We start from the raw sequence: 25,288 nt of genomic DNA on the forward strand, positions 1-25,288 counted from the left end.
ATCGCGGTTCGTCCCGTCCGAAGATCGCAAGCAGGCGACCGCGCCGACACGTGCACATGAGCCGACCGCCGACCTGCAGGAGGCGCTTCCAACGAAGTCTATCGCGGGGTAGGCTGCAACGGCATCTCCAAAACCCTGAAATCTTCGATCGGAGCAGTGTAATGGCAGAGAGGTTGGTAGACGTGCTGGACCGCAATGGGCGCGTCATTCATACGTACCCGGTCACGCTGGACGAGACGGGCGAGGCCGTCGGCGATGCGGACTATCAAGCCAAGGCCTTGCAGGCCGCCGCGCACGGGCAGCTGGTCGCCGATGCGGAACTCGAAGGCTTGATCGCGCAAATGCATCAGAGCCGGGGCGGGCGTATGGAGCCCCTAGACGATAAGATAAGCTCCAGTTCCGAAACGAAACTCGGCCTCGAACAGGCCGTGCGCGACCGGGCCTATGCGCTTTGGGACGAAGACGGTCAGCCAGAGGGGCGGGCGGACGAATATTGGCATCGTGCCCTCGATCAGCATCTCCGCGAGCGTGCCTATGTCCTGTGGCAGCAAGGGGAAGCCGCGAAGGCGGGGCCGGCGAAGATTGGGATCGGACTCGCGAGTTCGAGGCGCGGTAGCGCATGCCCACACGGCCGATCTTGTAGCGGCACGCATGCCCGGGCGAAACGTAATGGCGCTCGACCTCGCGCTGCGAGCACCGGGGCTAAGCCGACCGTATCAGCGTGATTTCTCTGCCGCGATCCACGTCATCATCTCGGCCTCCATCGCTGGCAGGGGGACCGAGCCCATGTTGAGCAGGGCGTCGTGAAAGCGGCGCTGGTCGAAGCGGTCGCTCAATTCCGCCTCCGCCTTTGCACGCAGCCCGCGCATCTTCATCTCGCCGAGCTTGTAGGCGAGCGCCTGGCCCGGCCAGCTGATGTATCGGTCGACTTCGATCTCGACGTCGAGCTTCGCGAGCGCCGTGTGTCCGGCGAGGTAGTCGATCGCCTGCTGCCGGCTCCATCCCATCGAATGGATGCCGGTGTCGATGACGAGGCGCGCGGCGCGCCACATCTCGAAGGTCTCGCGACCGAACTCCTCATACGGCGTGCGGTACATGCCGAGCTTGGTGCCGAGCCATTCCGAATAGAGCCCCCAACCTTCGCCATAGCCCGAGAAGTATGTCTGGCGGCGGAAGGCGGGGCGGCTGGGGCTTCAATGCCATTGCGGCTTGATGGCTGTGACCGGGAACGCATTCGTGCAGCGTCAACGCAACGATGTTGTAGAGCGGGCGCGACTTCAGGTCGTAGGTATTCATGAGGCAGGCGCTGAGCCCACCGCGACCCGAGGTGTAGACCGGCGCGATCGCGTCGGGCACCGGCTGGATGGTGAAGCGGTAACGGGGAAGGGTGGTGAAGACGTCCTTCAGCCGACCGTCCATCCGCTTCGCCACATAGGCCGAGAAGCCGAGCAGTTCGTCGGGGGTTCGGGCGTAGAATTGCGGGTCGCTGCGCAGGAACGCGAGGAAGTCGGCGAAGCTGCCCTTGAAGCCGGTGGTGGCGATCGTCGCCTTCATGTCGGCGTCGATGCGTGAAACTTCCTTGAGGCCGATCTGATGGATCGCCTCCGGTGTGAGATCGAGGGTCGTGTATTCGCGGATCTGGCTTTTGTAGAACGACTCGCCGTCGGGCAGTGCAGCGGCGCTGACCGTCGTGCGCGTGCCGGGCAGGTAGGTGCCCCGGTAGAAAACGAGGAGCTTCGCATAGGCGGGGGCCGCGGCGGTATCGACCGCAGCCAGTCCTCGGCGCGCAGCGTCGCCTGCTGGCTCGCCGGGATCGAGGCGGGCATCGCCTTGAACGGTTCGGCGAGCGGGTTGTCGGCGCCCGGCTTGGTGAAGGCGGCAATGGTCGCATCGCGCCCGGCGAGTGACACGCGTGGCGGCGTGAAGCCGCGCTTCAGTCCGGCGCGCATGTTGGCGATGTTCTGGTCGAACCAGCGCGGCACGTCCTTGAGCCGGCCGATGTAGCGGCGATAGTCGTCGGCGGTCTCGAGCGGGGCATAGGGCTTCACTTCGCCCCAGAAGTAGGAATCGCTGTTGAGCGGCGCCTCGTAGGTGCGGAAGTCGATGTTCGCGACTTTCCCGCGTAGCGATTCCGCGAGGACAGCGGCGTTCAATCGTTCTTCGGGCGAAAGTTGCGCCGCAGGAATACGGTCGATGCGGTCGAGAACTGTGCTCCAATAGGTGCGCCGGCGCGCCCAGTCAGCCGGGGCGACGGCGGGGAAATGATCATCGGGCTTGCTGCGCAAGCCGTCCGCAATCTGCGCGAACTCCTTCTGTCGCCATTCCCATTCGGCGTCGTAGATCGTCTTGAGTTGCGCATCAGCCGCGCTCGGCTGGGCCCACGCCGTTGCTGGAGCAAGTGCGAGAAGCACCGTCGCCGCGACATATTCAAACCTCATCGTGTCCCCTTTGGTTGCGGCAGTCGTATCTGCCTCGGTCGGCAAGGGAAGCGCGCCGGCTGCACTCGGTCGGCCGCGTGAATTCGACCGTGTCGTGTCCTCGTTGCCGCATCCTGCCGGCTGTGGATGAAAGAACGGCTGAAGAGAGGAAGCGTCCAGGGCGGTCGTGAATGTCCACAACTGGATCGAAAAGGCGCGGTAGGAACGGGCTGTTTCCGCCGCGAATGCAGCTTACACCGGTAAGCGGTAGGGCTCGCGGTAGCGCGGCGTAATGAGTGCGTTGGCCTCGGCATCGCTCTTGAACTGTCCAGCCGCAGCATCCCATTCGACCTTCCGGCCAGTGCGCCAGGCAACGTTGCCCATTTGACAGACGATGGCGGTGTTGGCCGCTGACTCGATCGGGCAAGCGGGGTACGAGCGCGATCCTTCACGCAGGCGATAAAGTCCGCGGTGTGCCGATCAAGCCCGTCGTCCTTGGCCTGGGTCAACGGAATTTCACGGGTCAGGGCCTTGCCGTCACGCATCTCGGGCGAGACCCACCATTTGCTGCGGTCTACAACCAAGGTGCCCAGCTCGCCCACGAAGGCCACGCCATGATCGTGGCCGCCGAAGGGACCCCGGCTGATGCCGACCGCATGCTCCCATTCCACCGAATAGTCGCCAAAGTCGAAAAGGGCGGTCTGGGTGTCGGGGTCTCCATAGCCGAATCCGGATAGCCGTAGGCTCCGCCTAGCGAACTGACCGAATTGGGCACCTGCGCCTTCATTCCCAGCAGCGCGATGTCCATCAGGTGGACGCCCCAGTCGGTCATCAGGCCACCCGCATAGTCCCAGTACCAGCGCCAGCTGAAGTGGAAGCGGTTAGGGTTGAAGGCGCGCTGTTGCGCCGGGCCCAGCCAGCGGTCGTAATCGACCCCCGGCGGCGGTGCCTGGTCGGGCTTCGGCGCAACGCGCGTCATCCATCCCATATAGGCCCAGGCCTTGACCTTCCGCACCCGGCCGATGCCACCCGAATGGACATGGGCGATCGCATCGGCCCAATGCTGGTTGCTGCGCTGCCATTGGCCGACCTGAACGACGCGGTTGTAGCGTTGTTTGGCGGCGACCATCGCGCGGCATTCCGCGATGGAATTGCCGAGCGGCTTTTCACAATAGACATCCTTCCCCGCCGACATCGCATCGGCGAGTTGGAGCGCGTGCCAGTGATCAGGGGTGGCGATGATGACCGCATCGACCGATTTGTCATCGAGCATCCGGCGGTAGTCGCCGTAGAGGCGCGGCGCGCGACCCGATGATTTCTTCAGTTCTGCGCCGCGCTCGGCGAGGACCTTGGCATCGACGTCGCACAGTGCGACCGGCGTGACATCGGCCCCCTTGCACATCGCGGTGAGGTCCGCCCAGCCCATGCCTTTGCAACCGATCAGCCCCACCTGAATCTTGTCGTTGGCCGACCCGTGGCGGCGGGTCTGGGCGAAGGCTTCGTTCAAGGGAACTGCGCTGGCGGCGGAGGCGGCGAGGCCGCCGACCAAGAGAGCTCGGCGATCGAGGCTGTCGGTCATTTTGATCCCCCTGATTATCGTTGCAACATTGGTAGCGCCAAATCGTCGAGCCGCAAGGCCGCAGGGCGCACGCTGGCGGACCGTCGAAGCTTGCGGGGTTGTAAGGCAATCCTGAGGGGCGACATGGTGGCGATGCGGTTTATCGTGCCTCTCCTCATCCTCCTTACCGGCTGCGAGGGACCGACCTCGTCAGCAGGTGCGACTATCCCAGGCGCGGTCGCCGGATCGGACACGAAGGGACTCGATGCCGCATCCATGCGCGACGTGCAGGCAAGAGCCTCGGCGCTGCCGCGGCTTCGTTCGCTCCTCGTCCTTCGAGACGGACAGACGCTGACAGCGCAGGTGTTCAACGGCGGTCCCCCGCTGGATCGACCGGTCAACATCAAGTCGGCATCGAAGTCGGTCATGTCGGCACTGGTCGGCATCGCCATCCAACGCGGTGTCTTCGACGGCGTCGACCAGCCGATCCTGCCGCTGCTCAGGCGTGACGCGCCCGCCGATCCCAACCCACGGCTAGCCAGGGTGACCATCGGCAACCTTCTGTCGATGCAGGCCGGACTCGAACGCACCTCTGGCGAGAATTACGGTCGGTGGGTATCCAGCCCCAATTGGATACGGTTCGCGCTGGCTCGCCCCTTCGTCGCTGATCCCGGTACGGCAATGCTCTACTCGACCGGGTCCACCCACCTGCTCTCGGCGGCGCTTACACGGGCGACGGGCCAGAGCACGCTCGCCAACGCGCGCGCGTGGCTCGGCGAGCCGCTTGGAATTACGATCCCGTCCTGGCCGGCCGATCCGCAAGGCATCTATTTTGGCGGCAACGAAATGAGGCTCTCGCCGCGCGCACTCGCGCGTTTTGGCGAGCTCTATCGGCTAGACGGCATCATCGATGGCCGGCGCATCCTCCCGGCCAAGTGGATCGAGCAGAGCTGGACACCGCGCGCCGTCTCGCCTTGGAGTGGGAAGGCGTACGGCTTCGGCTGGTTCCTGACCGAGATGAAGGGCCATCCAGTGCGGTTCGCCTGGGGCTATGGTGGCCAGATGGTCTACGTCATCCCCAATCTACGGATCACGGTCGTCATGACGTCGGATCCGAACGGCTCACGGGACACGGGGCATATCGATGCGCTCCATAGCATCGTCGAGAACGCGATCGTGCCTGCTGCCGAGCGGGGTGCGTAGCGAGTTTTGCGCCGCTGCCATCCGCTGAAAGCGGGAACAGCACTGGGGAACCGTGATTAACTCGTCGGCATGGCCGAGTGAAAGACGCCCACGACCAGCAGCACGAGGACGAGGGATACGGCGCTCGACAGCGCGACAAGGATCGCCGCCGATTTGCGGTTCGTGTCGAGGAGGGTCGCGAACAAGGTCACGTTGCTGGCGATCGGGAACAGGGCGACGAGCCCGACGATCACGCGGTCGCGTGGGCTCAATACACCGACGAAGGCCGCTTCGAGTGCGAGCGCGGCACCGAGCAGTATCACGCCGGCGACCTGCCTGACCGCGAGGATGCGCGTCATCAGTCTTGGCCGCCAGTCGTCGCGGCCGGTTTCGGCAAGGTTGAGGCCGATCACCGCCATGCCGAGGACCGACACCAACGTGCCGGCGATCGAGACGATAGGGCGCTGCCGCTTCAGGCATCGTGACGCCGCCCCACTTTGCCAGGAGCGAGCCGATGACCACATACACGAGTGGCACCCGCAACGCCTTGGTAGCGGCCTTGCGCGTACCTTCCTTGGTACGCGCGATGGAAATACCCGATCGTGTTGCCGTACAGCGCGCTGCCGATATACGCGCAGATCACCGTCGATACGCCGACCTCGCCGAACAGGGCCTGGCTGACGGGCACCCCAAAGAACGCAACGTTGAAGAACGAGAAGGACGCCGACAGCAGTTTGGGATCGAAGTCGTCGCCGAGCCGCTTGGCCAACCGGTATGCCGGGATGCTCATCAGTGCCGAAACCACGAACATCAACGGTGGTATCACCATCAGCTGTTGCACTTCCGCGCCGAGCACCTTGTCGATGACCAGCAACGGGATGAGGCCGAAAACGAGTGCCTTCGAGCACAGCTTTGCCGCCCAGGGAACGCGGGAGCCGACAGCCCAGGCGAGCAGGATCACGCCGTAAAGCGGCAGGAGTGCCGCCGCGATGTTGCCGATCGCGCTCATTGCTGGCGCAGGATGTCGTCGACCGCACGACCGGCGCATTCGACATTGAACCAGACCGCATTGGTGTCGCGCAACTCGCCGTTCAGCAATTGGCCGAGCGCGTATAGCCGTGGTGCATCGCGCGTGGCGGATATGATCCGACACGTCGCCCGGTGCGCGATGGCCCCACCGACCGGATGCGGCTGCAGCCAGTCCTTCGCGAGCAGATCCTTGACCAGCGTCTCCTTCATCTCGTTCAGTGCGGTAGCCTGTCCCGTGGCGTTGACGACGACCGGTGCGTCGATCGTATCGCCATTCTCGAACCGGACCGTGAAGCCCGTACCGGTCTCGCTGGCAACGGTTTCATCGATCCGACCGCGTACGCTGAGCAATCCCCGCGTCATCGCATCGGCCAGGCGCCGCGCGTTCACCATCGGCGTGACGAAGCGCGCCGCAGCGAAATGCGGTGCCAGCCATTGCCCGAACCGTTTCTGGTCGGCGGGGCGCAACAGGTTCCATATCGCCGTCGAGTCATGACGCGTGGCGGTGAGGATGCGCTGGAACGGTTCGTCTCCGGACTCCGCCGCGGCGATGTCGCGCAGCAGGGCGGCCTCGGCGTCCCCGTCGTAGCGATCCTCCGCCTGCCAATCGATCGCACGTCCCGCGGCAGTTTCGGCCTCCAGACGAAAGAGGCGGAACAGATCCACTACCGAGAATGCGCTGCCCCGCTCGCGGATGAGGCGATGGACGTTTTCCAGCGTGAGGTGCTGACGGTCATAGCCTGTCTCGGGCGCGGGAATTTCGACGCGTGGCAGCATCCCTTCCTTCGATACGAGGTGGATGTTGCCGCGGTGTCCATCGTCGAGCAGTGTCATGACCGCGTCGATGGCACTGAGGCCGCTGCCGAGGACGACTACGGGCTGATCCCGCTCGATTTCCTGGGTCATGCGGTGGGCGGGGTAGGGGAGTCGAAATAGCCGGGCGTACCGTTCAGATTGCCGAACCGGTCCGGATCGGGCGTGCCGATGGTCAGCAGGACGACGTCGGTGGCGATCGTCGACCCGTTCGCGAGACCGAACCGTCCCCGCAGCGTGATCGCCCTCGATGGCGATTGCTTCCTCGCGGTGGACTTGGACATCGATCCCGGCGGTGCGCGCCTGCTGGAGCGCATTGTCGAGAACCTCCTGCATGTAGACGCGGTATTCGCGGCGTTGCGGGTATTCGACGCCATCGGGATCGAGCGGCGTGCCCGACGCCGCGCGCCGCGCCTCAAGCCAGGTTCTGAAATGACCGGGCTCGCGGTCGTAGAGCCCCATGAGACGGGATTCCGTGTTCAGAAGATGGCCGGGCTGTTCCGTGCCGAACGCCAATCCGCGCGCGAGTTCATCGTCACGCTCGACCAAATGGACCTTCCACCCGTCGCCTGGGTCATAGCATAACCGGGTGACAGCTTCGGCGAACGCTGCGACGCCACAGGCGCCCATGCCGATAATAGTCAATGTTTTCGGCATGATATCCGTTCGCTGAGGAACGGCGACAACGCGCGGGCGCTGTTTCGTGCCACGGCGACGTGAAAATTATGTCATTTTGATCCTGCGTCCAGTTCGACAGCCTTGGCCTGTTGCCGAGAGCGGGATTCCGAAACGTCAGGAATTAATCGTCAATACTGTCCAACTCACGGATATCCATGATTGTCAGGGGGTTACTCTTTCGATCATGATCCGGGAGACATTATGAAAACGATCCTTGCTGCCGCCGGCGTATTGAGCCTTGCAAGCGGTGCCGTTGCACAGAAAACACCGTCGGTGGTCGGCCTGAAGACGCAGGCAGAGCCTTATGCGACCGCGTCCGTGGTCAACCACCCCAAGACGATCGGCTGGCCCGAGGGGCGTAAACCGAAGGCGCCGCAGGGGTTTGAGGTCGTCAAATTCGCAGGTGGCTTGGACTACCCTCGCCAGGCACTGCTGCTACCCAATGGTGACGTGCTGGTCGCGGAAGCGCGTACGAAGCCCAAGCTGGATGCCGAGCCGGACGTCCAGCGTGGCCAGGCGCTGTCGAAGACGACCGGCTTCAGCGCCAACCGTATCACCCTGTTACGCGACGCGAACCGCGACGGGATCGCCGAACAGCGTTTCGTTCTGATCGAGGGGCTCAACCAGCCGTTCGGGATGCAGTACGGCAACGGTCGCCTGTATGTCGCCAATACCGACGGCGTCGTCAGCGTCCCGTTCACGCCCGGCCAGACGCGCGTGACCGCCACGCCGCAGCCGCTAGTGTCGCTGCCTGCGGGTGGCTACAACAATCACTGGACGCGAAACCTGTTGCTCAGTGCAGATGCGCGGACGCTGTATGTGTCGGTCGGATCGGCATCCAATGTCGGCGAACACGGCATGGACGAGGAGACCCGAAGAGCGGCAATTCTCGCAGTCGATCTTCGTACCGGACGAGGAGCGGCTCTATGCCTCGGGGCTTCGTAACCCGGTCGGCATGGCTTGGGCGCCGGGATCGAATGTGTTGTGGGCCGCCGTCAATGAACGCGACCAGCTCGGCGACGATATCGCGCCGGACTATCTCGTCGGCGTGCGTGACGGCGGGTTCTACGGATGGCCCTACAGCTATTACGGGAGGCAGGATCCACGTCATGCGAACGACAAGCGCGAGTTGTTGGCGACGACGTTGATGCCCGATGTTGCCGTTGGTCCCCATGCCGCGGCGTTGGGCGTGGCGTTCGCAAAGGAGCGCCGGCCGCGCAACAGATTGCGTATGTCGCGCGGCATGGCTCGTGGAACCGGTCCGCGTTCATCGGGTATGACGTGCTCGCGGTACCATTTGCAAATGGGAGGCCGACGGCCGCGCCGCAGCCGTTCCTGACCGGGTTCGTCGCGGACGAGAAGACGAATGAAGTCTATGGTCGACCGGTGAGCGTGCAGACGCGCGACGATGGTGCGATCTTTGTCGTCGACGATGCCGGGGATACCGTGTGGATGGTGCGACGCACCTCGTGACCACGACAGCCCTGATGGGTCTCGCAGCGACGCTCGTCTGCGTCGTTGCGCCACCCGCGTCGGCGCAGACCGTGCCGTTCATCGACACCGAGGATGCGACGTTATCCGAAGTCGACGTGGGCGACGGCGCCGTTCATCCGATCGTCTCGTTCGATGTCCGTAACGGCGATTACGCGCGCGGAGCGTATGACGACGATGACGCCGGCCTCGGCAGGGTTCCGATCCATGTCGCGATCGGCGGCGCCGCGGTGCTGAAGCGCCGCGCGGATGGGGAGGGGTCCTGTTCCTGACAGGGCAAAGCTCGAACGGCTTCCACGCGCCGCGATCCGACGAGAGATCTCGACCGCGCAGCTGGTACGAGAGCAACACGATCGTCGGTCTCGCATGGCGGCCTGGCACGGGGCTGTCGGCAGCGGGAGCGTATGCCATCAAGGCCAGTCCCAACGGGGTGGCGGGCACGACCCATGAAGCCAGCCTGACGTTCCTCTACACCGGCAAGGACGCACTTGGGTTTCTCGCGCCACGCTTTGCCGCGACGACGCGGACGAAGGGGCAGGGGGCTTCTACACGATCGTCGGTATAGCCCCGCGTTCCCGCTCACGCGCGCGGAGGACGGCCCGACGCTCACGGTGCCGGTTTCGGTCGGTGCCGGTTGGCGCAGCTTCTATGCAGCGGATAGCGGAGACAGGGTTTATGGCAGTGCCGGGATGAGCGTTGCCCAGCCGGTGAAGATCGCGGGCGCAAAGGCATCGTTGCAGGGCGAAATCCTTGCTCTCGTTCGAGACCCTCAGCTCCGAAGGCTCGACGCTCCCGATGGCACGACCGCGTCTGTCGTGCCGTTGGCAACGATCTCGATCGCCATGGCCTGGTGATGGAGCTCTGCGCGTCTTGACCAGCAACCGCCGGGCATGGACGAGAGGGCGCGAACGCGGCCCATCGTTTTGCCCGGCATCGTGGATTTGATGCTTGGCACTGCCGTCGCGCTCATCGAGCGTTAAGCCGAACCGGACCTATACGCTGCCCGGTACGACAGGAGCGACCCCATGAAATATCTGATCCCCTGGTCTTTGCCCTCACCGCAACCGCCTCGGAAGCCCGATCGTGGCAGAGTGACTATCCGAGCTGTAACGTGACGCAACAGCGTCATCTGAAGAGCGGCTCGGGCAAGACCGCGATGCAGGACCATATCTCGATGCGGGCGAACATCCTGCAGGCGGATATTGGCACCGCCAGCAAGGCGCGCCGGATTACCAAACAAACGTCGCAGCGCTTGTGGAATCGCGTCGAAGCGATCCGCAAGGCGAGCGATCGACTTGCCGCCAAACAGGGCTTCCTGAGTGCGGCGGAGCGAGCGAGCTACGATCGTCAGCTTGATGCGATCGCTCTACAGCTCTGCAAGTAAACGCCGCACCGTCACCCGATCAGACGCCTGCTAACCGCATGATCAGCGTCATCTCGCGATCGAACATCGCCTTTGTCGGCCCGACACACACGACGGCAATCGTGACCGGCAACGACGACGAGTGCTGCGAGGCCTCACTGTCAGACGGCGATGCGGACCAGATGCCCGTTCAGGAGCTGTCGCGCTGTTCGTCGGCCCCATTTGGCGTGTCGCACAATCAAAATATGCGAATTTTCAGCGAGATAGGGAACGCCGCCTGATCGCGCCACGTTGGGCGCGGGCAAAAGGCGGGGAAGCATGATGAAGACGTTGATCGCGGTACCCAGATTATGCCGCGCCTTGCACTGTCTCGTCGGGGAAAAGTCATCTGCCTTGAGCTTGACCGGCGGTCCGTCGACGCGGTCGGCGATCGTTCGTGATGACGCCTGTCGGAGCCGCGCATGCGCATCGTGATCGCCCCATCGGGGTTCAAAGAAAATCTCGATGCCGAGAATGTGGCGTCGGCGATCGCCCAGGAGTCCTGCGGGCCTGCCCCGACGCCGACGTGGTCGAGTTGCCGCTTGCCGATGGGGGCGAGGGACTGCGCATACCATGGCGCGGATGACCGGTGGTTCTGTGAAGGATGTCCGGGTTACGGGCCCGGTCGGCGAACGGATCGATGCGGGGCTCGCGCTGCTCGGCGGCGAAGAGCCGGTCGCCGTCGTCGAGATCGCGATGGCCGCAGGGTTGAAACTCGTTCCCCGTGAACAGCGCGATCCCTGTCGAACGACCACGCGAGGCGTAGGCGAACTTATCGCGCTCGCGCTGGATGCCGGCGTCTCGCGTATTCTCGTCGGGTGCGGTGATTCCGGCGTCAACGACGGCGGTGCAGGGCTGGTACGCGCACTCGGCGGAAAGTTGCTGGACGCCGATGGCGAGGAGATCGCGGAAGGCGGGATGGGGCTGAAGCATCTCGATCGCATCGATCTTTCGGGTCTCGATCCGCGCCTGCAGGGCGTCGAGATCGAGGTCGCCTGCAACATGAAGAACCTGTTGTGCGGCGAGAATGGCGTGGCGAGGATTTTCGGTCCGCAAAGGGCGCCTCACCCGAAGACGTCGAGTATCTGGCCGCTGCACTGGATCACTATGCGGACGTCATCGAACGCGATCTCGGGATCGACGTCCGGTCGATGCCAGGCGGCGGAGCGTCTGGCGGCATCGGTGCCGGTTTGCATGCGATGCTTGGCGCGAAGCTGAGTTCCCGGTTCGACGTCCTGCTGCCTTATTTCGGGCTCGACGAGGCGTTGGCCGGCACCGACCTCATCATCACCGCTGAGGGTGGGATCGACTTCAAGACTGCGCGGGGCAAGATCCCTGCGGAGATCGGGGACCGTGCCCGGTTGCTCGACATACCCGTCATCGCCCTGGCCGGAACGATCGGCGAACGAGCCGAAGTCGTGCACGAGCACGGGGTCAGCGCCTTCTTTTCGACCGTCCACGCGCCCGAAACGCTGGAGGAGGCCATGTCGATCGCGGAAAGCGAGCTCGTGCAATGTGCCGAGAACGTCATGCGGACCGTATTGGCGGGGATCGCGATTGCCGACAAACGCGCCGCGGCGCGGTGATGTCGGATAGTTCCTTGTGGGCGCTCGCGGACGATCCCCCGCGCGGAGCGTGCCGGAACGGCGCTGGCGCTGGACGATCGGCGCAGTCCCGGTCGTTCTGCTGATCGCCTTGCTCGGGATCGGTGTCATGATCCCGGCGGGGCTGGGCAACGAGGCTCGGCTTGCGCTTTTTGGCTTTGGCACGGCCGTGGTGCTCTGGTCGCTGACGCAGATCAACGCCGCCTATGTCGCGTTGGGCGTGGTATTGCTGCTCGTGCTCGGCGGTGCGCTTGAACAGGAACAGCTTTTCACAGCGCTCGAATCCGACGTCATCTGGCTGATGATCGGGGCGTTCATCCTGGGCACGGCGGTCCAGGATACAGGTCTCGCCGCGCGGCTGACCGGTCTGGTCGCCAAGCGGGCGCGAAGCGTCAGCGCCATGATGTGGCTGGTCACGCTCGTGCTGTTGCCGACCGCTTTCCTCATCCCGTCCACGTCGGGGCGTGCAGCCGTCGCGCTGCCGGTCTTCCGCAGCCTGTCCGATGCGGCGGGCAGCGCAAAAGTGACCCGCGCGCTGGCATTGCTGATTCCGACCGTGATCCTCGTCTCCACGGTCGCCAGCTTGACGGGGGCCGGATCGCATCTGATTGCCAACGACCTGCTCGGCGATCTTGGCGGCACCAAATTGTCGTTCGTCCAGTGGCTGCTCTTTGGCCTGCCGTTCGCGCTCATCGCCAGCGCGGTCACGACCTGGATCATCGGTCGGCTGTTTCTCGACAAGGATCTGCGCGCGAAATCGTTGTCGATCGAGACGACCGCGTCCAAACCGTTCAGTCGTGACGAGTGGATCACGCTGATGGTGATCCTGGCGTCGGTCGGTCTGTGGTCGACCGAACATCTGCATGGTCTTCAGATCGCGACGGTCAGCGTGCTGGCAGCCCTGATCCTCACGCTGCCCGGCATCGGCGTCATCGCCTGGAAGGACGGGCTGAAGGCGGTAAACTGGAATCTCATCGTCTTCGTCGGGGCGGCGCTGGTGCTTGGGCAGGCGTTGATCGGGACGGGCGCCGCAAAGTGGCTGATCGGGCTGGTGTTTTCAGCCTCCGGACTGACCGATGGTGGATCCAGCAGTTTTATCCTGCTGGCCCTCGCGCTGATAACGCTCACGTCGCATCTGTACATGACATCGCATACCGCGCGTGCGGCGGCGCTGACGCCGGCGCTGCTGTATCTCGCTGGTACGTTGAAACTCAATCCCGCCGCGGTCATGTTCATCGGATCGGTCGGCATGGATTATTGCCTGACGTTTCCGGTAAGTTCGAAGGCGTTGCTGATGTTTCAGGAAGCCGACCCTGATGCCTGGGCGCCCGCCGATCTGCTTCGGCTCAGCGCCATCCTGCTGCCGGTCCATGCCCTGCTGATTATCGCGGTCTATTTCGGCTGGTGGCAGCATGTGGGGTTAAAGCTGTGACGTTACGGCGTAAATTGATGATCGCGTTCGGCGGCTTGGCGACGACCACGCTCTTGATCGCGATGGTCGCGCTGTTCATGTCGCTGCGTTGGCAGACCACGTCGAACGAGGTGGAGACGCATTACCGGCGCAGCCTGTACCTCGAGCAAATTCGCGCCGAAACCTTTCAGGCGCTGTCCGAGGTCCATGACAGCCTGGCGGGTGGTCGAGGCGAGATTCCCGACGCTCGGCAGGATTTCGAGCGGGCGATTGCGCCGACCCGCGCCGTGTTCGCGAAATGGGATCGGCTCGCGACCACGGCGCGCGAGAAACGTGATCTGGAAACCGTGAAGACCGCGCATGAGAGCCTGATCGGTGCGGCGCGCGATGTGTTCGTTCTCGCCGGGCAGGGGCGCCGGGCAGACGCCGTGCGGCGGGTCGACGATCGGCTGGATACGGGGGATTATGCCGCATTCCGGGCATTGACCGAACGCATCGCCCAAGCCGATCAGGTGCGTGGACAGGTGATCCGCGACGAAACCAGGAAATTGCGACGATCTGCCAATGTGATGGCTGCGGTCGCGATCCTTGCTGCGCTGTCGTTGTCGCTGCTGATCGCGGCCTATCTCGCATCCGATCTGTTCGGCCCGCTCCGCCAGTTGGGCAAGGCGCTCGACGGGCTGGCCTCGGGCGATACGACCCAACGTCTCGATCAGGATCGCAAGGATGAAGTCGGGGCCGTGGCGCGTGCCTATAATGGGACGGCCGAGGCGATGGCATTGCGTGAGGCGGCGGCCCACGACGGCGGGGCCCGAGATGCGAAGTCCGAGAGCCTTTCTCACCTGACGGTGCACCGGTTGGTCGACACCTTGGAGAGCCGCATCGCTTCGCTGCGAACGTCGGAGAGCTTGGAGGATGCGCTGGTCGATGTGGAGCAGATCATGCGTTCGATCGGCCGCGTGACGCAGATCGGCCATCCGCTCGATCTCCATCTCGAGCCCTGTGATCCGTGCCGTCTCTCACAAGCCGCACTCACGCGGTTCGGTCCGGAAATTGCCGCGCGGGGGATCAGTTGCGAACTCGATCTGGAGGCGGACGCGAGATCCATACTGGCGGACCGCCTGAAGCTACGCGGAGCCCTCGAAGAACTGATACGCAGTGGGCTGGCGATGCTGCCCGATCGTGGCGGTCGGATCGGCGTGCGGATCAGGAGCGATCAGAAGGACGATATGGTGCTGATTGAAATTGCCGATAACGGGCGCGGGATGGACAGCGAAACGGTCGAGCGCGCGCTGTCCGTTGCGCCGCCCAGCGATGCTGGAGCGCCGGATACGTTGGACGTCGGCACGGCGATGGTTAGGGCGCTTGTCGAGCGCCATGGCGGAACCTTCACGTTGCTCAGCAAGCCCGGGCAGGGGACCGTGGCCCGCCTGTCGCTGCCGGTGCGGCAATGAGCCGACTATACCTGGTCCGCCATGGCGAATCCGTCTGGAACGCGGCGCGACGTTTGCAGGGGCAGGCCGATCCTGACCTTTCACCCCGCGGCGAAGACCAGGCCCGCGCGCTGGCGACTGCCTTGCCGCCCCATCTTCCCCGCGATGCGATCTGCTCCGACCTCCGGCGCGCGAGCCGCACCGCGGCGTTGTTGGGACTCGACGCTCGGCCGGATCGACGGTGGCGTGAAATCGGCGTCGGCGAATGGGAGGGTCAGGACACCGATGACCTGCGCACGCGCGATCCCGCGTGTTGGCGGGCGTGGCGGGCGGGCGACTTCACACCGCCGGGTGGGGAGTCCGGCCAGGCATTTCGCGATCGGCTATCGGATGCGTTGGCAACGCTAGCGGGTGATGCGCTGGTGGTAACGCATGGCGGGGTCGTCCGCGCTGTCACGTCGATGATCCTCGACCTGCCGTCGGATCGGCTGGCACCGGTGCCCCCGGCAAGCATCACCATCCTCGACCGCGGCCAGTGGCCACGGCTCCGGGGCTATGGCCTGACCGCGGACCTGTCGCGGGACACGCCCGACTAAGACGCCTTGAAGACCGATGCCTGTTCCGCGGTATCCGGCTCAGCTCCAGTGACGCACTGCGCCTGTATCCATGTGTACGAAACCGTCGTTTGGGTAATAGCCGACGCCCCACCGCGCAGCGACAAGGCGGCGCTTCGGAGATGACTGAGCGGCACCCCTGGGATTGCGATGTCGGTCGCCTTGCCGAGCATGTGCTGGCTCTTGCTGGCGACGCCGTGCGACCGCGCATGCAGCGCGCGGTTGGTCTTCGGGCTCCGATACCCCGAAACCAGCTTCAGCGCCTTGCGTGGAGGGACGTCGAGCCGATCACGAACCCGCACCAGCAGGTCGAGGAGCCCCGGGTCCATTTTCCGGGTCGCTCCCGTGCGCCAATCGCGCATGGCGTGGTTGAGTTCGGCAAGACCCTCCGCGCGATAGCGGCCATTGGCGAAGAAGCAGGCGTCGTAGCGCTCGCCGTTATGCGGATTGACCAGTACGAGCCGGCGCTCGGGCGCGCGCGCGGAAACCCGTTCCGACAAGGCGGCCGTCACGAGCGCGGCGACACCGCCGTTGATCAGATCGCGGCGGGAAAACAAGGCGTTGGACAAATGTCGGTTCCGGTCAAAGAGTGGCCCCAACCTTAGGGCATGACCGTGTGCGTGTTCCTTAATGGCGGGCGCTTTCGTCGCACCCATTCCACCGTTCGCCTGATTGTTGGCCGCTGAGCGGGGCGGGGGCGTCACGACAAGGGCACGTCGGTCGCTGACTTGCTCATGAAAAACCACGTTTTTGCCTGAGGCGCGACGGAAACGGCGTCTTGCGTCGTTGAAGCCTGCATGACGCCGCGCAACCGGCGTCGATCACGTCAGGAGGTATTTCATGAAAAAGCTCTTGCTGGCCGCACTGGCGGTCGGAACCGCCATCACGACGGCTATGCCTGCCGAAGCGCGACAAGGCTGTGGTCCCCGGTTTCACCGTGGCGCCTATGGTCGCTGCGTCCCCAACCGCGTCCGGCGCGTCGTGGTCGTGCCTCCGCCGCGGGTCGGCGTCTATTACCCCGGTCGCGGGTATTGGCATGCCAACCGCTATTGGGGGCATCGCTATCGCTGGCATGGCGGTTGGCGGTATCGCTGATCGACTGGGTCCGGGAGCGACACGCTCCCGGACCTTAGTCAGCAGGACGTACCGCGCGCCGGACGCCGATAGCGGCTTCGGGTAAAACCGGTTCCTGACTCGACGATGGACATCATGGCGGCGCGAAAGACCAGGCTTGCTCGATCACGATCCGGATACCGCCCTGCTCGCACGGATCGGTCGCGGCGATGCAGCGGCAGCGCGGCTGCTGGTCGCCGCGAAATTGCCCCGCATCCTCGGCCTTGCGACGCGGATGCTGCACGATCGCGCGGCGGCGGAAGACGTCGCGCAGGATGCGTTCGTCCGCGTCTGGCGAACAGCTGCCGCCTGGCAGCCGGGCGCAGCGCGGTTCGATACCTGGCTCCATACGGTCGTGCTCAACCTGTGCCGCGACCGATTGCGTCGCCGCCCCCAGATGGGCCGCGAGGCGGCGGACGGCGGGCTACCAGAGATGCCCGATCCCGCCCCGGACGCGGAGTCGAGCCTGATCGAGGCCGAGCGCGATCGGACGGTCGCAATAGCGATCGCCAGCCTGCCCGAGCGCCAGCGCGACGCGATCCTGCTGGTCCATTATCAGGATCTGCCCGGTGGCGGAGGCGGCGGCCGTGCTCGACGTCAGCATCGAGGCGCTGGAATCTTTGCTGGCACGGGGACGGCGCACGTTGCGCACCCGGCTTTCCTCGTCGCAGGAGGACGACGCCCATGACTGATCCGCTGACCATCGACCGCGTCCGCGATCTGGCCGCCGCTTACGGTGCCGCCGTGGCCCGCTGGCCAGATCGGTACCGCGCGGCCGGCGCCCGCCTCGCCACGACGCCGGCGGGGGCCGCGATCCTTGCCGAGGCCGCCGACCTCGACGCACGGCTGGACAGGTGGCGGGTCGAGGCTCCTGGACTGGACCTTGCCGCGCAGATCGCCACCAGCGGGGCTATCGCGACCCGCCGTGCCGCGTTGCGGCTGCGCTGGTGGTGGTCGGGAGTCGGGATCGCGGCGACGCTGGCAGGGGCGGCGGCCGGTACGGCAGCGGTGGCGATGAGCGTGCCGATCGATCTCGGCCACGGGGTGGGTGCCGCCGCCGATCTGGGCGCGATAAACGGCAGCACGTCGTTCGGCGACATCACGGGATCGGATCGATAGATGACGGCAAAACTGCGCATCGGGCTGCTCGTTTCGATCATTCTCAATCTGTTTCTCGCGGGCGCGCTGGGCGCCGGCTACGCATCGCTGCGCACCGATACGCGCATGCTCAACGCCGGTTCGCTCCGCATCGCGGGGGCCGAATTGTCAGCGGCCGACCGCCGGCCGTTCCGGCGGGCTTTGCGGCAGGCGCGACGCGCGATGCGACCGACGATCGCGGTCTCTCGCAAGGCCAAGGCGGAGGCCGCCGCGCTCCTGCGGCGAGATCCGGTGGATCAGGCCGCGGTGCTCGCCGCGCTGGATCGGGCGCGAACCGCGGACATGGCAGTACGCGCAGCGGTCGAGCGTCGCGCCGTCGCGTTCGCTGCGGATCTGCCCGTTGCGGATCGTGCGAAGCTTGCCGACGCAGTCGAACGTCGCGCGGGCCGGGTGAGACCCGGCCGGGAATAACCTCGCGACGGGTCTTCGTGGCGGGGCGTCGGACGATTGAAGTTGTGACCCGTTATCGCGGACCGGAAGGCCGGACGCGCGTAGTTTTCGGAAATGTAGCGGTAATCGCCGCAGTGCCGGATAAATTCGGCCGGACGATCTTTCATCTGCCTCGTTCTGTTGACGAGCGGGTTGCAGGCGATCCGCATGATCTCGACCTCGCTCAACCCGTCTAGCGGCCTGTCGGTTTAGCCTTCTTGCCGTTCCCCGGCGCGGCGATTGGTTTGGCTAACCGCCATACCGTCCAATCAACGCTCGCCGTAGCATCCGGTCCTCCAGCGAATAATACAGCGCTATCAGGTTGCCAGCTGCCACGGCCGACGCTGCAAACGCGATGTCGGTTGCCTCGCGGGTCACGGCAGGCGGCGGCACGAGCAGCGGTTCGAGCCCACGCCCTGTCACGCGCGCGAAATCGGGACTGAAGCTGATCCAGCCGATCCGCCAGCGCGCATCGTGCGTCGCGCCGTTGTAGAACATCACCGGATCCTGCCCCGCCCCCTGCCAGATAGGCCCGGTCGACAGATGCCAATTGTCCCAGCTGTCCGCGCGGATGCCGAACGGATCGGGCAGCACGGTCCACGGGCCCTTCGGCGTCGGGCCGCCCGCCATGCCGATCCGCGACGCGCCCTGCGCGGCATATTCGTAGAATAGGCGCCAGTCGCCGGCCGCGGTCTGCGCGAGCGTCGCCTCCTTGATATTGCCTTCGCCCGGCGATGCCTTCAGCACTAGGTCTTCCTTGACCAGCGCGGTAAGGTCGGGGCCTGCGGCCAGGATCATGCACCCTTGGGTGCGCGCTTTATCGACGCCGGTATAATAAACGAGATACTCGTGGCCAGCCATGAGAACGGTTGGATCCTCGCAGCCGCCCAGGTCTTCCGCACCAGGGCCAGGCGTGATCGCAAGACCCGGATTCATGAAGAAGGTCAGCCCGTCGCGGCTCTCCCGCGCGCGATGATCCCGGTCGGATCACGGGGCTCGAGCGGATGCGGTACGCCGCGAACCATGATCCGGTACAGGTCGCCTTCCTGCCAGACGAACGGACTCATCAGGTCCATGCCCTCGATTACCGACACGGCGGAAATCGTGACGATGTCGAGCTGCTCGACTGCGTACGTGATCGTCATGCGCCCTGCGCCACGGTGAGCGATAGCGCGCCGTCGATCGTCACGGTGGTACCGGTGATATAGTCGGCCGCTGGCGACAATAGAAACGCGACCAGCGCCGCGACCTCGTCGGGCCGCCCGGCGCGCTTCCATGGGATCGCCGCTTCCTTCGCCGCGAGCTCGTCCGGATGATCGAGCGCGGACTGGTTCATCGGCGTCAGGATCATTCCCGGCGCGACTCCGTTCACCGCGATACCCTTTGGGGCCAGTTCCAGCGCCAAGGTCGCGGTCAACTGCGACAGGCCGCCCTTTGCAGAATCGTAATCCACTCCGCCCGGGCGCGGCGCGTGTTCGTGAATCGACGATATGTTGACGATCCGGCCTCTGGCATTCTTCGCTTCGAGCGCGCGGACCAGCCGACGACAGGTCAGGAACGGGCCATAAAGATCGGAACGGATGACCCGGTCGAACTGCCCGAGTTCCATGTCGACCAGCATCACGCCGCTCATGTTCAATCCGGCCGAATTGACCAGCAGGCTGACCGTGCCGAACGCTTTTTCAGCTGCCGCGAACAACCGCTCGACCGCGGCTTCGTCGCCGACATCGGCTTGGACCGCGATCGCGCGATCGTCGTCGCCGATCGATGCGCAGACCGCCTGCGCCGCTCCCGCATCTTTGAAATAGGTGATCACGACACAGGCACCACCGTCGCCAAGCGCCTTGGCGCAGGCGGCACCAATTCCAGAGTCACCGCCAGTGACGATAGCGATTTGATTGTCGAACAGGGTCATCACCGCTGAACCGGCGGGATGACATCCCAGTTGCATGAATTCGCTGCCATGAAGGCAGCCGCCGCCGGGTCGTAGACAGGGGCTGGGGCGTCGGTGACCTTTCGATGCCTTAGGCTGACGTGCAGCGCCCAACCTAGCCACTGAGGCATGACGCAAGTCAGCCAGATCGTTGCCATTTGTCTGTCGACAGCCGCAACGCGCTTGCCATGAACACCCGCGTCACGGCTGCGGCATACAAAAATGCGCGCAGTTATTGCTGCATCGTAACATGCACGTCACAAGTTTCACGCATGCAACATCGAGCCGGATAGCGGTGATTGGGAGCGCTATGTGCTAAATATTGAATGGTTGCCGACGTTCGTCGCTGTGAAGGCCAGATAGAAACGACAAATCTCGCGAGCCTTGTGCTTGCCGCTGCAATGCGACTGCGAGCAACGATATCTGAGTTGCTCGATTATTGGTTGGCAGGTGGTGAAAGAGTCAGCGCATCACCGAGCGTGAAGTACCGCTCAACTCTATAACATCTAACACTATCTCGAACTCATCGAGTTCGGGATGCGAAGTCGCACGTCTGGAGCTCGGCTCGGGAAGTGTCACTGACCTATACGCATCGGGGGAAGCAGAAAAATGATCTGCAATTTGAAGCATGTCGACCGCATGGGACACCTTCTGCTGGGTGCAGCGATCGCAGCGCTATCCGCCGCGCCAGCTCTCGCCCAAACCGTACAGGCTCCAGTCGGTGAGGAAGCCGAGGCCGATGAGGACATCGTTGTAAGCGGCTATCGTCGCAGCCTCAAGAAAGCGATCGAGATGAAGCGCGATACGATCGGCTTTTCGGACTCGATCATCGCCACCGATATCGCCGATTTCCCCGAGCAGAACCTCTCCGAAGCGCTGCAGCGCGTCCCCGGCGTGACGATCGAGCGCGAACGAGGCCTTGGCACGCGCGTCAACGTCCGCGGCCTGCCGAGCGAATTCACCTTCGTGTCGATCAACAAGCTGGCGACCGCCTCGGGCTCGGGTGGGCGCGACGTGGAATTCGACATCTTCGCCTCCGAACTGATTCAGTCCGTCACGGTGCAGAAGTCGCCGGTGGCGGCAGACGAGGAAGGCGGCATCGCCGGCTCGGTGCTGATCCGCACCGCGCGGCGCTTCGATAATGCCGGCCTGCGCGTGGTGGGCAGCGCGGACGGCGCGTACAACTCGATCTCCGAGAAGATCGACCCCAATTTCTCGTTTCTCGCCAGTAACACCTTCGGCGACTTTGGCGTGCTCGTCTCGGTCGCCAAGCAGCAGCGCACCAACCGCACCGACTCGAATTCCGGGATCAACTTCCGGCCGATCGCGCGCTGGACCGACCGTACCGGCACCGTCTACCGCAACCAGGCGATCGCCGTGCTGCAACGCGACGCCGGCATCACCTTCACCAATGCCGACAAGAACAAGATCGTCTTTCTCGATAAGGTCGGCGACCGCGTCTACCAGAACGATCAGGATCGCCTCGGTCTGTCGGGTTCGGTGCAATATAAGCCGAGCGACAATTTCAATATCGCCTTCGACGCGTTTCTCGGCTCGTACGATACGACCGAGGACGAATATGATGCCGCCGGCTATGCGGCGTCGAGCAACTCGACGCTCGAGACGATCCACGATTTCGACGCCACGACGCTGGCCGACAGCGGCATCGTCGTGCTGCGTGATGTCTCGTACACCAACACCCAGCATGAATTCCTGAGCAAGGAATATATCAACGAGACCGACTATCGTCAGTTCGGCAGCGAGATGAACTGGTCGACGGGCAACTGGAAGATCAATGCGCTGGGCGGCTATTCCGGCGCGAAGAAAACGCTCGATACCTCGAACCTCAAGCACGTCGCCTATGCGCCGTCGCGCACCCGCTATACCGAGAATGGCGGCGAGACGATCCCGAGCGCCAATCCGCGCACGATCGACATGTACAATGCGCCGAACGCCTATCTGTTCGAGGCGTATGAAACCTTTCGCGAGCAGATCAAGGACGACAAATACGCCGCGCAGATCGACCTGAGCTATAATTTCGAAACGTCCTTGCTCAAGCGTTTCAACTTCGGCGGCCGCTACACCAACAAAAGCAACGAGCGCGAATATGGCGAGGAGAAGATCCAGGGCCCGACGCGCGGCAGCAGCGCCTATGTCAACGTCCGTAAACTTGGCGACAGCCCGCTCGAGAACGTGACCGACATCACAGGCGGCAAGAGCTATCAGGCACGCGACCTTGGCTGGGCGCAGGTTTCCAACGCCTATGCCCGCGACTTCTTCCGGCCCGACGGGTTCGTCACGCCGTTCAGCGACGCCAATTATTACAAGGTCCAGGAAGAGACGATTGCCGGTTATGCGATGGTCGACCTCGAATTCACCGTGGCCGTGCCGGTGTTCGTCAATTTCGGTGGCCGCTATCTGCGCACCAGCATCCATTCGGAAGGCTTCCAGCAGGTCCAGAACCCGAACGGCTCGATCGGGCTGACCCCCGCGCCGGTGTCCAGCGACGGCAGATATGAAAAGTTCCTGCCGTCGGTCAACGCGCATGCCGAGCTTACCGACAGCCTGTTCCTGCGCGCCGCCGCCTCGCAGACGCTGATCCGTCCGGCGTTGACCGATCTTGCCTACAAGCGGATCGCGAGCATCGGTAATTTTCGCTACACCGACGGCAACCCGGGTCTGGAGCCCACTTTGGCCGATCAGTGGGAAGTCGGCGTCGAGAAATATCTGCCCCGCGGCGGCATTCTCGCAGCGTCCTATTTCTGGAAGAAGATCAAGGGCGTGGTGCAGAGCCAGCTGACCGGTGTGGTGCCCGGCGTGACGGTCTACAACGCCAACGGCTCGGTCAACGGCGTCTACGATTTCGACGTCTACCAGCCCGTCAACGCCGAGGGGTCTTACAAGGTCAGCGGCGTCGAGGTGAACGCGGTAATCCCGTTCGGCATGTTTGCGGACTGGGCGGACGGCTTCGGCATCAACGCCAACGCCACCTTCCTCGACAGCTCGCTCACCGGCGGATCCGACCTCGGCATCGATACCTCGCCGATCGGTCTTGCCGACAAGACGTACAATGCCACGGTCTTCTTCGATAAGGGGCCGCTCTCGCTGCGCGTCTCGTACAATCGCAAGGGCGCCTATGTGGAGCGGATCGAGCGTAACATGTATCCGGTGTACCGCGATGCGTACGGTCAGTTCGACGTCGCCGCCAGCTATCAGGTGACGCGCAACTTCCGCGTCGAGCTGCAGGGCATCAACGTCGGGAACGCGAAGACCACCGGCTACACGATGGATCCGTCCTTTCCGACGACGTACGAAGCCTCGGGCAGCCGCATCAGCCTGGGCGTCCGCGGGCAGTTCTGATCCTCCGCAGGCTTCGCCGCAGAGGCGGGGCTTGCTACCCAATATCCAGTTCCGGAGCATCCCCATGATCTCGCATATCGCTCTCGCTGCGCTGCTCGCCGCGTCCGTCCAGCCTGCGGTCGCCCAGCGGGCAGCACCCGATCTGTCGCGCGCGGCCCGCGGCGATGTGCGTGCGCCAGGCGGCGCACGGCGTCTTCTCGGCGATATGCACGAAACCTATCGTGCGCTCGCCGACAAGAGCGAGGTGCGCAACGTCATCCTGCTGATCGGCGATGGCATGGGGGACTCTGAAATTACGATCGCGCGCAACTATGCCGAGGGCGCTGGCGGGTATTTCAAGGGCATCGATGCGCTGCCCTTCACCGGCCAGTACACGCATTATTCGCTCGATCGTGAAACCGGCAAACCCAATTATGTGACCGACAGCGCGGCCTCGGCGACCGCATGGGCATCGGGGGTCAAGAGCTATAACGGCGCGATCGGCGTCGATATCTATGGCAAGCCGCACAAGACGCTGCTCGAGCGGGCCAAGTCGGCCGGGCTCGCCACCGGCGATGTATCGACCTCGGAAATCCAGGACGCCACGCCGGGCGCGCAGGTTGCCCATGTCGCGCAGCGCAAATGCTACGCGCCGGCCGCGACGAGCACACTCTGCCCGCGGAACGCGCTGGAGAATGGCGGCGCCGGTTCGATCACCGAACAGTTGCTCGATACCCGCGCCGACCTGGTGCTGGGCGGCGGCGCGGCAAGCTTTGCCGAGGCGGCAACGGCAGGCCGGTACAAGGGCAAGACACTCTTCCAGCAGGCGCAGGCGAGGGGCTATCGCATCGTGCGCAATGCCGCCGAGCTCGACGCCGTCTCCCGCGCCGACGACACGCGGCCGCTGATCGGGCTGTTCGCCGACGGCAACATGCCGGTGCGCTGGACCGGTCCGCGCGCCAGCCACCACGGCAACATCGACAAGCCCGCCGTCACCTGCCAGCCCAACCCGCAACGCCTGGCTACGGCCCCCAATCTGGCTGCGATGACCCGCAAGGCGATCGCCTTGCTCAAGAACCGGCCCAAAGGCTTCTTCCTGCAGGTCGAAGGCGCGTCGATCGATAAGCAGGACCATGCCGCCAATCCGTGCGGCCAGATCGGCGAGACGGTCGATCTTGACGAGGCGGTGCAGGTCGCGCTGGAATTCGCCAAGGCCGACGGACACACCCTGGTGATCGTCACCGCCGATCACGCGCATACCAGCCAGATCATCGGCAACGGCGCCCGCGCGCCCGGCCTGACCGCCGCGCTCAATACGCGCGAGGGCGGTGTCATGACGGTCAATTACGGCACGGCCGAGGAGGGCTCGCAGGAACATACCGGCACACAGCTCCGCATCGCGGCCTATGGTCCGCATGCGGTCAACGTGTCGGGACTGCTCGACCAGACCGATCTGCACTACATCATCCGGAATGCACTCGGACTGGATCGAGTAGACTAGACATTCCAAGACCGAAAAGTGAGAGTTGCCGTTATGTCCAGGCTGTGAAGCACTTCCCACCCTTTATAGCAGCGGGCTGCGCGACGATGCTCGTTGGGTGCTCGGCGGGGATCAATCCCACACAAGTCGTTGCCCGCGCCGCCTCACCGGAAGAAATTCAAGACGATCCTGAAGCCTCATCAG

28 protein-coding genes and 4 pseudogenes are annotated in these 25,288 nt (G+C 64.3%); 20 read left to right on the forward strand and 12 right to left on the reverse strand.

What is annotated here, in order from left to right:
• Positions 1-182 precede the first annotated feature (182 nt).
• Complete coding sequence (locus AC0IX7_RS01085) at positions 183-725, forward strand: DUF2934 domain-containing protein (protein WP_471810075.1); 543 nt, start codon at positions 183-185, stop codon at positions 723-725.
• Here AC0IX7_RS01085 and AC0IX7_RS01090 read toward each other — a convergent pair.
• From AC0IX7_RS01090 to AC0IX7_RS01100, 3 genes and pseudogenes are all read right to left on the reverse strand, one after another.
• A pseudogene (locus AC0IX7_RS01090) lies at positions 717-2,438 on the reverse strand (DUF885 domain-containing protein). The gene AC0IX7_RS01085 and the pseudogene AC0IX7_RS01090 overlap by 9 nt on opposite strands.
• A 231-nt stretch (positions 2,439-2,669) precedes the next feature.
• Entirely contained in the window at positions 2,670-2,873 is a 204-nt protein-coding gene (locus tag AC0IX7_RS01095) for a hypothetical protein (protein ID WP_471813680.1), read from the reverse strand.
• A 118-nt stretch (positions 2,874-2,991) separates the two neighbouring features.
• A complete protein-coding gene (locus AC0IX7_RS01100; RefSeq protein WP_471810076.1) occupies positions 2,992-3,996 on the reverse strand; it encodes a Gfo/Idh/MocA family protein in 1,005 nt (334 codons plus the stop codon).
• A gap of 255 nt (positions 3,997-4,251) precedes the next feature.
• Here AC0IX7_RS01100 and AC0IX7_RS01105 point away from each other — a divergent pair, with 255 nt between their 5' ends.
• Positions 4,252-5,178, forward strand: a complete 927-nt coding sequence (locus AC0IX7_RS01105; RefSeq protein WP_471810077.1) for a serine hydrolase domain-containing protein — start codon at positions 4,252-4,254, stop codon at positions 5,176-5,178.
• A 56-nt stretch (positions 5,179-5,234) separates the two neighbouring features.
• Here the strand turns inward: AC0IX7_RS01105 and AC0IX7_RS01110 are convergent, their stop codons facing one another.
• The 5 genes and pseudogenes from AC0IX7_RS01110 to AC0IX7_RS01130 all read right to left on the reverse strand — a co-directional run.
• Positions 5,235-5,591 carry a hypothetical protein gene (locus tag AC0IX7_RS01110; protein WP_471810078.1) on the reverse strand — a complete coding sequence of 119 codons (357 nt, stop codon included), beginning with the start codon at positions 5,589-5,591 and terminating at the stop codon, positions 5,235-5,237.
• Between the two features lie 38 nt (positions 5,592-5,629).
• On the reverse strand, positions 5,630-6,166 hold the full coding sequence (locus AC0IX7_RS01115) for an AEC family transporter (RefSeq protein WP_471810079.1): 537 nt from the start codon (positions 6,164-6,166) through the stop codon (positions 5,630-5,632).
• Positions 6,163-7,092, reverse strand: coding sequence for an FAD/NAD(P)-binding protein (locus AC0IX7_RS01120; RefSeq protein ID WP_471813974.1), 930 nt, complete (start codon positions 7,090-7,092; stop codon positions 6,163-6,165). The genes AC0IX7_RS01115 and AC0IX7_RS01120 overlap by 4 nt, the downstream gene beginning before the upstream one ends.
• The gene (locus tag AC0IX7_RS01125; RefSeq protein ID WP_471813976.1) at positions 7,089-7,283 is read right to left on the reverse strand and encodes a hypothetical protein; all 195 of its coding nucleotides are present in this window, start codon (positions 7,281-7,283) and stop codon (positions 7,089-7,091) included. The genes AC0IX7_RS01120 and AC0IX7_RS01125 overlap by 4 nt, the downstream gene beginning before the upstream one ends.
• A pseudogene (locus tag AC0IX7_RS01130) lies at positions 7,276-7,656 on the reverse strand (FAD/NAD(P)-binding protein); the annotation flags it as partial. The pseudogene AC0IX7_RS01130 and the gene AC0IX7_RS01125, both read right to left, overlap by 8 nt.
• A gap of 222 nt (positions 7,657-7,878) precedes the next feature.
• On the opposite strand from AC0IX7_RS01130, the gene AC0IX7_RS01135 reads away from it, so the two are divergent.
• The 12 genes and pseudogenes from AC0IX7_RS01135 (at position 7,879) to AC0IX7_RS01190 (ending at position 15,614) form a co-directional block, all read left to right on the forward strand.
• The gene (locus AC0IX7_RS01135) at positions 7,879-8,622 is read left to right on the forward strand and encodes a PQQ-dependent sugar dehydrogenase (protein ID WP_471810080.1); all 744 of its coding nucleotides are present in this window, start codon (positions 7,879-7,881) and stop codon (positions 8,620-8,622) included.
• Between the two features lie 10 nt (positions 8,623-8,632).
• A pseudogene (locus AC0IX7_RS01140) lies at positions 8,633-8,719 on the forward strand (hypothetical protein); the annotation flags it as partial.
• 239 nt (positions 8,720-8,958) lie between these two features.
• Complete coding sequence (locus tag AC0IX7_RS01145) at positions 8,959-9,150, forward strand: hypothetical protein (RefSeq protein WP_471813978.1); 192 nt, start codon at positions 8,959-8,961, stop codon at positions 9,148-9,150.
• Positions 9,147-9,440, forward strand: a complete 294-nt coding sequence (locus AC0IX7_RS01150; protein ID WP_471810081.1) for a hypothetical protein — start codon at positions 9,147-9,149, stop codon at positions 9,438-9,440. The genes AC0IX7_RS01145 and AC0IX7_RS01150 overlap by 4 nt, the downstream gene beginning before the upstream one ends.
• 158 nt (positions 9,441-9,598) lie before the next feature.
• Positions 9,599-9,733, forward strand: a complete 135-nt coding sequence (locus AC0IX7_RS01155) for a hypothetical protein (protein ID WP_471810082.1) — start codon at positions 9,599-9,601, stop codon at positions 9,731-9,733.
• 46 nt (positions 9,734-9,779) lie between these two features.
• Positions 9,780-10,022, forward strand: a complete 243-nt coding sequence (locus tag AC0IX7_RS01160) for a hypothetical protein (RefSeq protein ID WP_471810083.1) — start codon at positions 9,780-9,782, stop codon at positions 10,020-10,022.
• A gap of 257 nt (positions 10,023-10,279) precedes the next feature.
• On the forward strand, positions 10,280-10,552 hold the full coding sequence (locus AC0IX7_RS01165) for a hypothetical protein (RefSeq protein ID WP_471810084.1): 273 nt from the start codon (positions 10,280-10,282) through the stop codon (positions 10,550-10,552).
• Between the two features lie 38 nt (positions 10,553-10,590).
• Complete coding sequence (locus tag AC0IX7_RS01170) at positions 10,591-10,812, forward strand: hypothetical protein (protein ID WP_471810085.1); 222 nt, start codon at positions 10,591-10,593, stop codon at positions 10,810-10,812.
• Between the two features lie 340 nt (positions 10,813-11,152).
• Positions 11,153-12,156: pseudogene (locus tag AC0IX7_RS01175) on the forward strand (glycerate kinase family protein).
• 49 nt (positions 12,157-12,205) lie between these two features.
• Positions 12,206-13,606 carry an SLC13 family permease gene (locus tag AC0IX7_RS01180; RefSeq protein ID WP_471810086.1) on the forward strand — a complete coding sequence of 467 codons (1,401 nt, stop codon included), beginning with the start codon at positions 12,206-12,208 and terminating at the stop codon, positions 13,604-13,606.
• A gap of 62 nt (positions 13,607-13,668) precedes the next feature.
• Entirely contained in the window at positions 13,669-15,039 is a 1,371-nt protein-coding gene (locus tag AC0IX7_RS01185; RefSeq protein WP_471810087.1) for an ATP-binding protein, read from the forward strand.
• A complete protein-coding gene (locus AC0IX7_RS01190; protein WP_471810088.1) occupies positions 15,036-15,614 on the forward strand; it encodes a histidine phosphatase family protein in 579 nt (192 codons plus the stop codon). Before AC0IX7_RS01185 ends, AC0IX7_RS01190 begins: the two co-directional genes overlap by 4 nt.
• Here AC0IX7_RS01190 and AC0IX7_RS01195 read toward each other — a convergent pair.
• Positions 15,611-16,201, reverse strand: coding sequence for a peptidoglycan L,D-endopeptidase MepK (locus AC0IX7_RS01195; RefSeq protein WP_471810089.1), 591 nt, complete (start codon positions 16,199-16,201; stop codon positions 15,611-15,613). The two genes, AC0IX7_RS01190 and AC0IX7_RS01195, sit on opposite strands and share 4 nt — an antisense overlap.
• Positions 16,202-16,472: 271 nt before the next feature.
• Here AC0IX7_RS01195 and AC0IX7_RS01200 point away from each other — a divergent pair, with 271 nt between their 5' ends.
• The 4 genes from AC0IX7_RS01200 to AC0IX7_RS01215 all read left to right on the forward strand — a co-directional run bounded on the left by AC0IX7_RS01200 (position 16,473) and on the right by AC0IX7_RS01215 (position 18,314).
• Positions 16,473-16,727, forward strand: a complete 255-nt coding sequence (locus tag AC0IX7_RS01200; RefSeq protein ID WP_471810090.1) for a GCG_CRPN prefix-to-repeats domain-containing protein — start codon at positions 16,473-16,475, stop codon at positions 16,725-16,727.
• Positions 16,728-16,863: 136 nt separating this feature from the next.
• Positions 16,864-17,433 carry a sigma-70 family RNA polymerase sigma factor gene (locus tag AC0IX7_RS01205; protein WP_471810091.1) on the forward strand — a complete coding sequence of 190 codons (570 nt, stop codon included), beginning with the start codon at positions 16,864-16,866 and terminating at the stop codon, positions 17,431-17,433.
• Complete coding sequence (locus tag AC0IX7_RS01210) at positions 17,430-17,864, forward strand: hypothetical protein (RefSeq protein WP_471810092.1); 435 nt, start codon at positions 17,430-17,432, stop codon at positions 17,862-17,864. The genes AC0IX7_RS01205 and AC0IX7_RS01210 overlap by 4 nt, the downstream gene beginning before the upstream one ends.
• Positions 17,865-18,314, forward strand: coding sequence for a periplasmic heavy metal sensor (locus AC0IX7_RS01215; RefSeq protein ID WP_471810093.1), 450 nt, complete (start codon positions 17,865-17,867; stop codon positions 18,312-18,314).
• A gap of 267 nt (positions 18,315-18,581) precedes the next feature.
• Here AC0IX7_RS01215 and AC0IX7_RS01220 read toward each other — a convergent pair whose 3' ends face one another.
• From AC0IX7_RS01220 to AC0IX7_RS01230, 3 genes are all read right to left on the reverse strand, one after another.
• Positions 18,582-19,130, reverse strand: a complete 549-nt coding sequence (locus tag AC0IX7_RS01220; RefSeq protein WP_471810094.1) for a hypothetical protein — start codon at positions 19,128-19,130, stop codon at positions 18,582-18,584.
• A 146-nt stretch (positions 19,131-19,276) separates the two neighbouring features.
• The gene (locus AC0IX7_RS01225; RefSeq protein ID WP_471810095.1) at positions 19,277-19,477 is read right to left on the reverse strand and encodes a hypothetical protein; all 201 of its coding nucleotides are present in this window, start codon (positions 19,475-19,477) and stop codon (positions 19,277-19,279) included.
• On the reverse strand, positions 19,474-20,247 hold the full coding sequence (locus tag AC0IX7_RS01230; RefSeq protein ID WP_471810096.1) for an SDR family NAD(P)-dependent oxidoreductase: 774 nt from the start codon (positions 20,245-20,247) through the stop codon (positions 19,474-19,476). Before AC0IX7_RS01230 ends, AC0IX7_RS01225 begins: the two co-directional genes overlap by 4 nt.
• A 627-nt stretch (positions 20,248-20,874) precedes the next feature.
• Between AC0IX7_RS01230 and AC0IX7_RS01235 the strand changes: the two genes are divergently transcribed.
• Together AC0IX7_RS01235 and phoA are read left to right on the forward strand one after the other, a co-directional pair.
• Complete coding sequence (locus AC0IX7_RS01235; RefSeq protein ID WP_471810097.1) at positions 20,875-23,625, forward strand: TonB-dependent receptor; 2,751 nt, start codon at positions 20,875-20,877, stop codon at positions 23,623-23,625.
• A 64-nt stretch (positions 23,626-23,689) separates the two neighbouring features.
• A complete protein-coding gene (phoA, locus tag AC0IX7_RS01240; RefSeq protein WP_471810098.1) occupies positions 23,690-25,105 on the forward strand; it encodes an alkaline phosphatase in 1,416 nt (471 codons plus the stop codon).
• Positions 25,106-25,288 lie beyond the last annotated feature (183 nt).

This window comes from Sphingomonas sp. AC411, assembly GCF_979253035.1.

What these genes read in the sequence shown, in the direction of transcription:
- AC0IX7_RS01100 (WP_471810076.1), bottom strand. Translation starts at nt 3,996, where the DNA reads ATGACCGACAGCCTCGATCGCCGAGCTCTCTTGGTCGGCGGCCTCGCC.
- AC0IX7_RS01105 (WP_471810077.1), top strand. Translation starts at nt 4,252, where the DNA reads ATGCGCGACGTGCAGGCAAGAGCCTCGGCGCTGCCGCGGCTTCGTTCG.
- AC0IX7_RS01115 (WP_471810079.1), bottom strand. Translation starts at nt 6,166, where the DNA reads ATGAGCGCGATCGGCAACATCGCGGCGGCACTCCTGCCGCTTTACGGC.
- AC0IX7_RS01120 (WP_471813974.1), bottom strand. Translation starts at nt 7,092, where the DNA reads ATGACCCAGGAAATCGAGCGGGATCAGCCCGTAGTCGTCCTCGGCAGC.
- AC0IX7_RS01125 (WP_471813976.1), bottom strand. Translation starts at nt 7,283, where the DNA reads ATGTCCAAGTCCACCGCGAGGAAGCAATCGCCATCGAGGGCGATCACG.
- AC0IX7_RS01135 (WP_471810080.1), top strand. Translation starts at nt 7,879, where the DNA reads ATGAAAACGATCCTTGCTGCCGCCGGCGTATTGAGCCTTGCAAGCGGT.
- AC0IX7_RS01170 (WP_471810085.1), top strand. Translation starts at nt 10,591, where the DNA reads ATGATCAGCGTCATCTCGCGATCGAACATCGCCTTTGTCGGCCCGACA.
- AC0IX7_RS01185 (WP_471810087.1), top strand. Translation starts at nt 13,669, where the DNA reads ATGGTCGCGCTGTTCATGTCGCTGCGTTGGCAGACCACGTCGAACGAG.
- AC0IX7_RS01190 (WP_471810088.1), top strand. Translation starts at nt 15,036, where the DNA reads ATGAGCCGACTATACCTGGTCCGCCATGGCGAATCCGTCTGGAACGCG.
- AC0IX7_RS01200 (WP_471810090.1), top strand. Translation starts at nt 16,473, where the DNA reads ATGAAAAAGCTCTTGCTGGCCGCACTGGCGGTCGGAACCGCCATCACG.
- AC0IX7_RS01210 (WP_471810092.1), top strand. Translation starts at nt 17,430, where the DNA reads ATGACTGATCCGCTGACCATCGACCGCGTCCGCGATCTGGCCGCCGCT.
- AC0IX7_RS01215 (WP_471810093.1), top strand. Translation starts at nt 17,865, where the DNA reads ATGACGGCAAAACTGCGCATCGGGCTGCTCGTTTCGATCATTCTCAAT.
- AC0IX7_RS01220 (WP_471810094.1), bottom strand. Translation starts at nt 19,130, where the DNA reads ATGATCCTGGCCGCAGGCCCCGACCTTACCGCGCTGGTCAAGGAAGAC.
- AC0IX7_RS01225 (WP_471810095.1), bottom strand. Translation starts at nt 19,477, where the DNA reads ATGACGATCACGTACGCAGTCGAGCAGCTCGACATCGTCACGATTTCC.
- AC0IX7_RS01230 (WP_471810096.1), bottom strand. Translation starts at nt 20,247, where the DNA reads ATGACCCTGTTCGACAATCAAATCGCTATCGTCACTGGCGGTGACTCT.
- AC0IX7_RS01235 (WP_471810097.1), top strand. Translation starts at nt 20,875, where the DNA reads ATGATCTGCAATTTGAAGCATGTCGACCGCATGGGACACCTTCTGCTG.
- phoA (WP_471810098.1), top strand. Translation starts at nt 23,690, where the DNA reads ATGATCTCGCATATCGCTCTCGCTGCGCTGCTCGCCGCGTCCGTCCAG.